Genomic DNA, 7941 nt, shown 5'->3' on the forward strand with positions numbered 1-7941 from the left:
CTGGCGGCACCGCTGCGATGATTAGCCGATACCTGTCCATTGCGGCGCATGCGCGCTGCCTGCTGTTTGCCTTGCTTACGCTTGCCGGCCCAGGCATGGCCGACGATTCCATTTTCCACATGGCGGAATTGCCAGTGCAGGCGTCGCCGGATGCGGGCTCGCGCTGGAACCTGGCGGCAGGCGAGCAGGTCGTCGATTTCGATATCTGGCCGGACCGGCCCGTGGTCGTCGCACTGGTGCGCGGCGCCGACGGCAGTCACCGCGTGCGCGAGTGGCGCATCGGCGGCAGCGACGCAACGACCTTGCTGGACGTCGGGGCGGATCTCGTGCCGGCCAGCATCACGGTGCATCCGCTGGGCAAGAAACTGTTCCTGGGCGGACGCAGCGCAGAGCAGTCGGTCATCCTCGCGGCGTCGGCCGCCGACGGCTGGCAGCTGCAACGCATCCACGCCAGCGACAAGCCGCTGCGCCGCCTGCTGGTGTCGCCGCGGCCGTTCGTGGCGCGCTACGACGCGGCGAGCGGGCAGCCGCAACTGTCGTATCGGCTGGTCTTCGCCGAACGCCAGGCCGACGGCAATTATTCGACGCGTTCGGTGCTCGAGCAGGGGGGGCGCGACTATCAGATCATCGGTCCCGCAGCGCGTTATACCGAGCTGGATGACGTCGACGTACAGCCTACGCGCAACGACGTGGCCTCGGCCGTGCCGGCGGCGTTTCACCCGGGTGGACATATTCTGCTGTGGCAGGACGCAAAGGGCTGCTTCCACAAGCTGCCGTATGCGGGCATGAACTGGGGCGAGGCCGCGCCCGTCGCCGGCAAGCCCTGCGGCGGTTCGCTCACCGTCACGCCGAACGGCGTCGGCCTGCTGCACTGGAACAAGGGCCAGCCTGGCGTACAGCTGATCACCGAGCAGGGCCGCAAGAGCACGCCGCTGGCCGCGCAGTTCCGCTTTGCCGGCACGCCGTCGTCGGTGGCCGACGGCAAGGGCGTGGTCGGCCTGGTCGACGAAGGCACAGGGCAGGGCCTGGTCTACGTGCCGGTACAGGTGCCGCTGCACGATGTGGTGAATGCCTGGATGTACCTGGAAGGCGCCGACGACGAGCGCCGCTTCGGCAGCGACAGCGGCCTGTTCCGGCGGCTGCCGCACGAACAGTTGTACCAACTGTACGATTCGGAAAATTACAGTTGTGGAGGCTATGATTCCACCACGCCGACGCGGCCCTACCTCGTCACCAGTGACATCTTCTGGGAACTGATCGGCGCGGCGTACGAGGGCATTTTCATCGTCAACGAAAGCCAGCGCGGCATGCCGGCGTTCTGGATCTTCGCCGAGACCGCCGCCGCCGATCTGGCTGCGCGCCAGCCCGATTCGCCCTGGGCCAAGGCGTTTGCCGCCATCGTGCCGCTACGCGATCCGACTGCAGTGCTGCAGGGCGAAAGCGCGCTGATTGCCGCGGCCAAGGGCAAGGCGGTCAGCCTGGCCACCGGCGAGGAATTTGACTACGGCGAACTGCTGCCGCGCGGCCACTACGCCAGCGATCCGCAGCGCGCCGCCTATTTCAAGGCGGTTCACTACCTCACCGAACTGGCGGCAAGGCGTGAAGACACGGCCAGCCTGCGCCAGGCGTCCGCGGCGACGAAGGCCACGGCGCAGCGCTGGATAGCGACCTACCAGCCGTTCATCGCGCCCAGCCGCGCGCCGCTGGTCTGGGGCGATGGTGCTGCCGTGCCGGCGTATGCACGGCATGCCCTGGCTGCGCCGCAGGTGTTTCCGCTGTCCTGGGGCTTCGACAACGAAGTGCTGCTGTCCAGCGTGTATCACGCCGACTGGCCCAAGGACGAACAGATCGTCGGCGCCGATGGCGGCCGCCTGCTGCCGTCGGGGCTGGATCTCGCCGCGGCGCTGGGCAGCGGTGCGGCGCGTGCGCTGCTGGCCGAGGAATTCCGCCGCTATCCGCGGCTGGAGCCGGTCATCGATACGGTTGCCCGGCGCCGCCCGGCCAAGTCCGGCAGCGGCGAAGACCTTTACCAGGCCTGGCTGCAGCTGCTGGCGACGCAATGGTCGGACGCGGTGCACACGCCGGCCACGGCGACGTTCGGGCGAGAGCTGTGGCAGCGCAAGCGCCTGCAGACCGGGCTGGCCTCGTGGGCCACGCTGCGCCATGCCACCACGCTGGTGAACGAGCGCATTGCCGCCCAGTGCGGCGAAGGCGGCTTCGAGGCCATCGTGCTGCGGCCGCCGCGGGGCTATGTGGAACCGGATGCGGAATTCTTCGCCGCCAGCGCACGCCTGTTCGAGCAGATCGAGAAGTCGCTGCAGGGCCTGGGTGATATCGGCGTCGACGACCCGAACCAGCTCGGTGCCGATGGCCAGGCGCAGCGCGACGGCATTGCCCGGCGCCTGCAGGCGACCGCGCAGCAGGCGCGCCTGTTCGAGGCGATGGCGCGCAAGCAGCTGCGTGGCGAAGCGCTGAGCGAGGCCGACTACGAAGCGATTCTGCTCATCGCGCGCGTGGCCGAGCATCATCTGCTGGTGTTCAAGAGCCTGAGCAACAAAGACCTTGCCCTGTCCAATCCCGATCCGATGATGAAGATCGCCGACGTGGCCGGCGACGGTCCGCTGCTGATGGCGGCCGTGGGCCGGCCGCTGGAGTGGGACCAGGTCGTGCCGTATTTCGGCCGCCGCGCCATCGTCAAGGGCAGCGTCTATTCGTATTACGAGTTCAGCGCGCCGGCGCCGCTGCAGGACGCGCAATGGCGCAAGCAGGTCGACAAGCAGGCGAGACCGCCCTGGATCGATGCCCTCATTTCCGACAAGGGCCTGTCGTGTCCGGCCAAAGCACCGTTCTAGCGGCATTGCTTGCGCTCACCTCGCTGGCGCGGGCGGCAACGCCGGTGCGCGAGGACGTGCGCCTGCTGTTCGGCGGCGACGTGCTGCTGTCGCGCCAGGTGCAGGAGGAATGGCAGCGGCGGCAGACTTCGCCCTGGGCCGGCCTGTCGGCGCTGTTTGCCCAGGCCGACTGGGTTGGCGGCAATCTCGAAGGCGCTGCGGGCAAGGACAGCGCCTGCATTGCCGGCGAAAGCCCCTGTTTTGCCGTTGGCGATGCATTGCTTGCCACGCTGCCGCAAGCCGGCTTCAGCGCGCTCGCGCACGAGAACAACCATGCCGGCGACCTGGGCAGTGCCGGTCGCCGCGACACTTACGCCGCCTTGGCGCAACACGGCGTGCTGGCGCTGGATTTCGCCCGTTCGCCGCAGTTCTTCCGCCGCGGCGACTACACCGTCGCGCTGATTGCCGTGAGCACGGTGCGCGCGGCCGACGGCCAGCGGCAGCAGATTCCATCGGTGGAACTGGCGCAGAAACTGCGCCTGGCTGCGGCCTTGGCCAATGTCGTTGTGGTTTCGGTGCATTGGGGCCAGGAACTGGTCGACTGGCCGATTGCGGCCCAGCGCGAACAGGCCGCCTGGCTGGTCGGGCAGGGCGCCGATCTCATCGTCGGCCATCACCCGCATGTGGTGCAGGCGGCGGAGTGCATTGCCGGCAGGCCGGTATACTTTTCCCTGGGCAACCTGCTGTTCGACCAGAAATATCCCCAGTCCAAGCTCGGTGCGATCGCCGACTGCCGCCTGCGCGACGGCGCGCTGCACTGCGCCACGCTGCATACCACGACCCGTCCCGGCACGACCTACCCGACCCTGGCCGATGCCGCGCCCTCGCTGCTGGCCGGCTGCACGCCGCCGCTGCGCCGCGGCCTCGAACTGAATGGCGTAGCCGTCCGCGCGGAACCCTGGTCTGGTGCAACGCCGCCGGACACGCTGGCGCTGGAGGGCTGGAAGGATGGCAAGCGGCAATGGCGTTCGCGCCGCCAGCGCATCCTTTCGCTGCAGCCGGCAGCGCTGGCCGGTGCCGGCGAAGCCTCGCTTTTATTCACATTGGAACAACATGCCTCGCCACTGGACATGGCCAGCGGCGTGCGGCCTTACGTCTACGCCGTGGGGCCGCACGGCCTGGTAGCGAAGTGGCGCGGCTCTGCCCTGGCCTGGCCGCTGCTGGATGCGCTGGCCATGGCGGGACCGCATTCGGTGCCGATCTGTGCACTGCACCGGGGCGATTCCTTCGTCATGCTCGATCCGTCCACGCCCGCGACGCGGCGGGCGGCCTACCGCTGGAACGGTTTTGGTTTCAGTGGCGTGGACGGTCCGGCGACGGCGGCCTGCGAAGCGCTGTGGCCCTGGACCAGGCGCTGATGCGGGCAAGCAACGCGGGCTGCACGGCTAGCGCATACGCGTGGCGCCGGCGGCGGCTGTGGCCGGCCAGACCTAATTCATTTGCGCCCTGGCAGCGGCCTGAATAGGCTGTCGTTTCGCCTGCGCCAGACCACCCGTTTCGTTTTCAAGAGTTCGAGCGACTTATGCTGCTGATGATCGACAACTACGACAGCTTCACCTGGAACCTCGTGCAGTACCTGGGCGAGCTGGGCTGCGAGGTCAAGGTGATCCGCAACGACGAGTGGACGGTGCAGCAGGTAGCCCAGGCCCAGCCCAGCCATATCGTGATTTCGCCCGGCCCGTGCACGCCGAACGAAGCCGGCATCTCGTTGCAGCTGCTGGCCGAACTGAGCGAGCGCATTCCGGTGTTCGGCGTCTGCCTGGGCCACCAGGCCATCGGCCAGGCCTTCGGCGGCAAGGTCGTACGCGCCGCGCAGATCATGCATGGCAAGACCTCGCCCATCCGCCATACCGGCCAGGGCGTGTTCCGCGGTTTGCCCGATCCGTTCGAGGCGACCCGGTATCATTCTCTGGTTGTGGAAAAAGAGTCTTTGCCCGACTGCCTTGAAGTCACCGCCTGGACCGAACAGGCCGATGGCCGCATCGACGAGATCATGGGTTTTCGCCACCGGCAGCTGCGCGTGGAAGGCGTGCAGTTCCATCCCGAATCGATACTCACGCAGCACGGGCGCGAACTGCTGGGCAATTTCCTCGCCGCATGAGCGGTGCTGCCGTCTGGCGCCACTGCCTGCGGTTGGCCGCGGTTGCGTTCGCGGCCGCTGTGCTGCCGGCCGCCGGCGCGCCAGCGCCCGATGAGGCAGATACGCCGACGGCGCGCTGTCGCGAGCTGCAGACCCGGCAGCCGGCCCAGGCCATCGACGTGTGCGAACAGGCCTTTGCTGCGCTGGACCCCCGCGCCGATGCGGAACTTGCCGAGGAAATGCTGTTCCGCCGCAGCGATGCCCAGGCCGCCACCGGCGATTTCGCGGCGGCGGCGGCCACCTTGCAGCGGGTCGCGGGCCTGCCCGCTGCCGCCGTGCACTGGATGCGCGAATTCCGCCTGGCCCGCCGCAGCGGCATCCTCGCCTACCGCCAGGAAAAGTTCGGCGATGCGCTGCTGAAGTTCCGCCAGGCGCGGGAACTCGCGCTGGCGCACAGCGACGAAACCGCGCTGGCGCAGAGCTGGAACGACCTGGGCAATGCGCTGCGCCGCATCGGCGACTATCGCGAGGCCTTGAACGCCTATCTGTCCAGCCTCGAACTCAAGCGCCGCGGCAAGGACGAGCAGCTCGGCCCGCTGTACAACAACCTGGCCGACCTGTATCGCGACCTGGACGAGTTCGATACCGCGCAGAGCCGCTATACGGAAGCCCTGGCCGAGTACGAACGCTCGCAGCGTCCGCGCGAAGCAGCACATGCGCGGGAAAGCCTGGCTGCGGTTCTGATCAAGACCGGCGCGCTGGAGCCGGCCGGCCTCGCTCTGGACCAAGTCGTCGCCGCGTTCGCCTCGCTGGGCGCGCGCAACGATGAGATCCGCGCCCAGGTCGCCGTCGCCGCGCTCGCGCTGGACCGGAAGGACTTGCCCAAGGCGCGCACTGCGCTGGCCCGCGCCCAGGCGCTTGCGGTGGAGCTGAATCTGCCCCTGTCGGCCAATCTCGCGCTGCAGACCGCCAGGTTGTACCGGGCCGACGGCAATCTGGCCGCTGCACGCACGACGCTGACCGGCGCACTGGCACGGCAGTCCGCCGATGCGGCGGACCGTGCACCTCTGCTGCAGGCCAGCGCCGAGGCCGCGTTCGCCGCGGGCGATGTTGCCGGTGCCTATGTGCTGCAGCAGTCCTTCCACGAGGCCGATGCGCGTCTGCGCGACGCCGCGCACGATCGCCGACTCGAACAGCTGCGCGTGCAGTTCGACGTGGCCGAACAGCAGCGCGCCATCGACCGGCTGGCGGCGGAGAACCGGATCGCCGCGCTGGCTTTGCAGCAGCGCACGACGCAGTTGCAGCTAGGACTGGCCTGCGCGCTGGTGCTGCTGTTGCTGCTGGCGGGCGGTTTCATGCGCGCGCGCCAGCGCAGCCAGGTCGCTGCGGCGGTGCGCGAAACACGCCTGGCGGACGAGCGCGAGCAGTTCCGCCGCATGGCCGAATCGCTGCGCGCGGACAGCCGGCGCATACAGACATTGCTGGACCGCAGCCAGTCTGCACTGTTGGCGATCGACGCGAGCGGCGCGCTGGTCGCGCTGACGGCGGCGGCGGCGGCGTTGCTGGACCGCCCGCGGGAAGCGGCGCTGGGTACGGTACTGGCCGATTTCCTCGATACGGGCTCGCGCGAGGCCCTGCAGCAGGCGCTGGCGGCACTCGACGACCAGGACAGCCAGGTCGAGCTGCGGCTGCAGTTGCCCCAGGGCAGCGCTGTCGCGCGCTGCAGCCTGCTGCCTGGCGATACCGACATCGCCGTGCTGCACATCGTCGCCACCGGCGCCGCCGATGCAGACGCGGCCGACGGTGACAGTGCGACGGTCGCCGTGGACACGGTGGTCGGCGAACCCGCCGATACCGATGCATTCCGCCGCGAGCTGGTCGAGCTGATGGTCTACGCGGTGGAAACCTGGGAGCGCAGCAGCGGCCGCACGCGCATCGACCTGGCCGAGAAGAGCCGGGTCTGGCGCGTCACCATCGACGAAGGCCGCCTGCGCGTGCGCGCGATGGAGCGCTATCTGAGCCTGGCCAAACTGCCGCGCCAGCCGCGCTGGCGCGAAGTGCTGCGCACGGCCTATTTCGTGCTGTCCGAATGCCGCCTCGACGCGGCCGAGCGCGATGCGCTGCGCGAACGCGCGGAAGCCGTGCAGACCAGTTTGCGCCGCCGCGCGCTGGTCTGAAGTCCGTCACCCGCGCGGTCATCGCCGCGTTCACTTCCCCGGTTTGCGCGGCTCGCAGTTGGCAGAAACCGCCGAGGCCTTCCCTGAAGCCGTCTTGTTTGTGGTGGTCAGGTCCGTAGAAGGCCATCGACGTGGTAATGACGAGATTGATGCTGTCGGTGTTTAGCGAAAATGGATCGGCCGATGACGCCACGCCGTCGTTGAGGGCCATGCGCGTGGCGATGCCGAAGTCGTCGTCGAACTCGCCACAGGTTTCGATGCTGCAGGTAGCGCTCGTCGGCACGCTGCTGGTGCAGGCGTTGGGTGTGTGAGGGTTGGGGAATAGGCAGGCGGCGTAGCCCGGCAGATCGTCGGCGTTCCGGCGACCCTCGGTTGGGTCCAGCCGACCCAGCGCGGGGTCCCCGCACCCCTCGGCCGGGTCCGGCCGACCCAACGCTGGGTCCGCGCGACCCTCGGCCGGGTCCAGACGAGCCTCCGTCGGCGCCGGCCGACCCTACCGTGGGTGCTCGCGACCCTGGAGCGGGTCCGGCCGCCCCTGCGCAGGGTCCCGGCGTCCTTCGGTTGCTCTGCGCCGTCCCTGCGCAAGGTCTCGGCGCCGCGGCGTTGGGGCTGACCAACCCAGCGCTGGGTCTCAGCGTGCCTCGGCCGGGTCCGGCGGAGGCTCCGCTGGGTGCCGGCAACGCTGCGGTCAGGTGCGTTCCACCCGGCGCTGGGTGCCGGCGACGCGCCGTTCCGTCCCGCCGAGGCGGCGTAGGGTCGCGGCGCGGCGGGGTCGGGACCCGCCGGGGCTACG

General features: G+C 69.2%; 5 protein-coding genes. All 5 read left to right on the forward strand.

Going from position 1 to position 7941, the window contains the following annotated elements:
* Positions 1 to 17: 17 nt before the first annotated feature.
* The 5 genes from DFR29_RS24150 (at position 18) to DFR29_RS29410 (ending at position 7459) form a co-directional block, all read left to right on the forward strand.
* Positions 18 to 2852, forward strand: a complete 2835-nt coding sequence (locus DFR29_RS24150; RefSeq protein ID WP_166654309.1) for a DUF3160 domain-containing protein — start codon at positions 18 to 20, stop codon at positions 2850 to 2852.
* Complete coding sequence (locus tag DFR29_RS24155) at positions 2828 to 4249, forward strand: CapA family protein (RefSeq protein ID WP_208113703.1); 1422 nt, start codon at positions 2828 to 2830, stop codon at positions 4247 to 4249. The genes DFR29_RS24150 and DFR29_RS24155 overlap by 25 nt, the downstream gene beginning before the upstream one ends.
* A gap of 164 nt (positions 4250 to 4413) precedes the next feature.
* Positions 4414 to 4992 carry an anthranilate synthase component II gene (locus DFR29_RS24160; RefSeq protein ID WP_133821206.1) on the forward strand — a complete coding sequence of 193 codons (579 nt, stop codon included), beginning with the start codon at positions 4414 to 4416 and terminating at the stop codon, positions 4990 to 4992.
* Positions 4989 to 7148: a tetratricopeptide repeat protein gene (locus tag DFR29_RS24165; protein ID WP_133821207.1), complete on the forward strand. Its 2160-nt coding sequence runs from the start codon at positions 4989 to 4991 to the stop codon at positions 7146 to 7148. Before DFR29_RS24160 ends, DFR29_RS24165 begins: the two co-directional genes overlap by 4 nt.
* 137 nt (positions 7149 to 7285) lie before the next feature.
* Positions 7286 to 7459 (forward strand): hypothetical protein, encoded by a 174-nt coding sequence (locus tag DFR29_RS29410; RefSeq protein ID WP_166654310.1) that lies wholly within the window; start codon positions 7286 to 7288, stop codon positions 7457 to 7459.
* Positions 7460 to 7941: the final 482 nt, after the last annotated feature.

Source organism: Tahibacter aquaticus, assembly GCF_004363655.1.
Classification (GTDB): Bacteria; Pseudomonadota; Gammaproteobacteria; order Xanthomonadales; family Rhodanobacteraceae; genus Tahibacter; species Tahibacter aquaticus.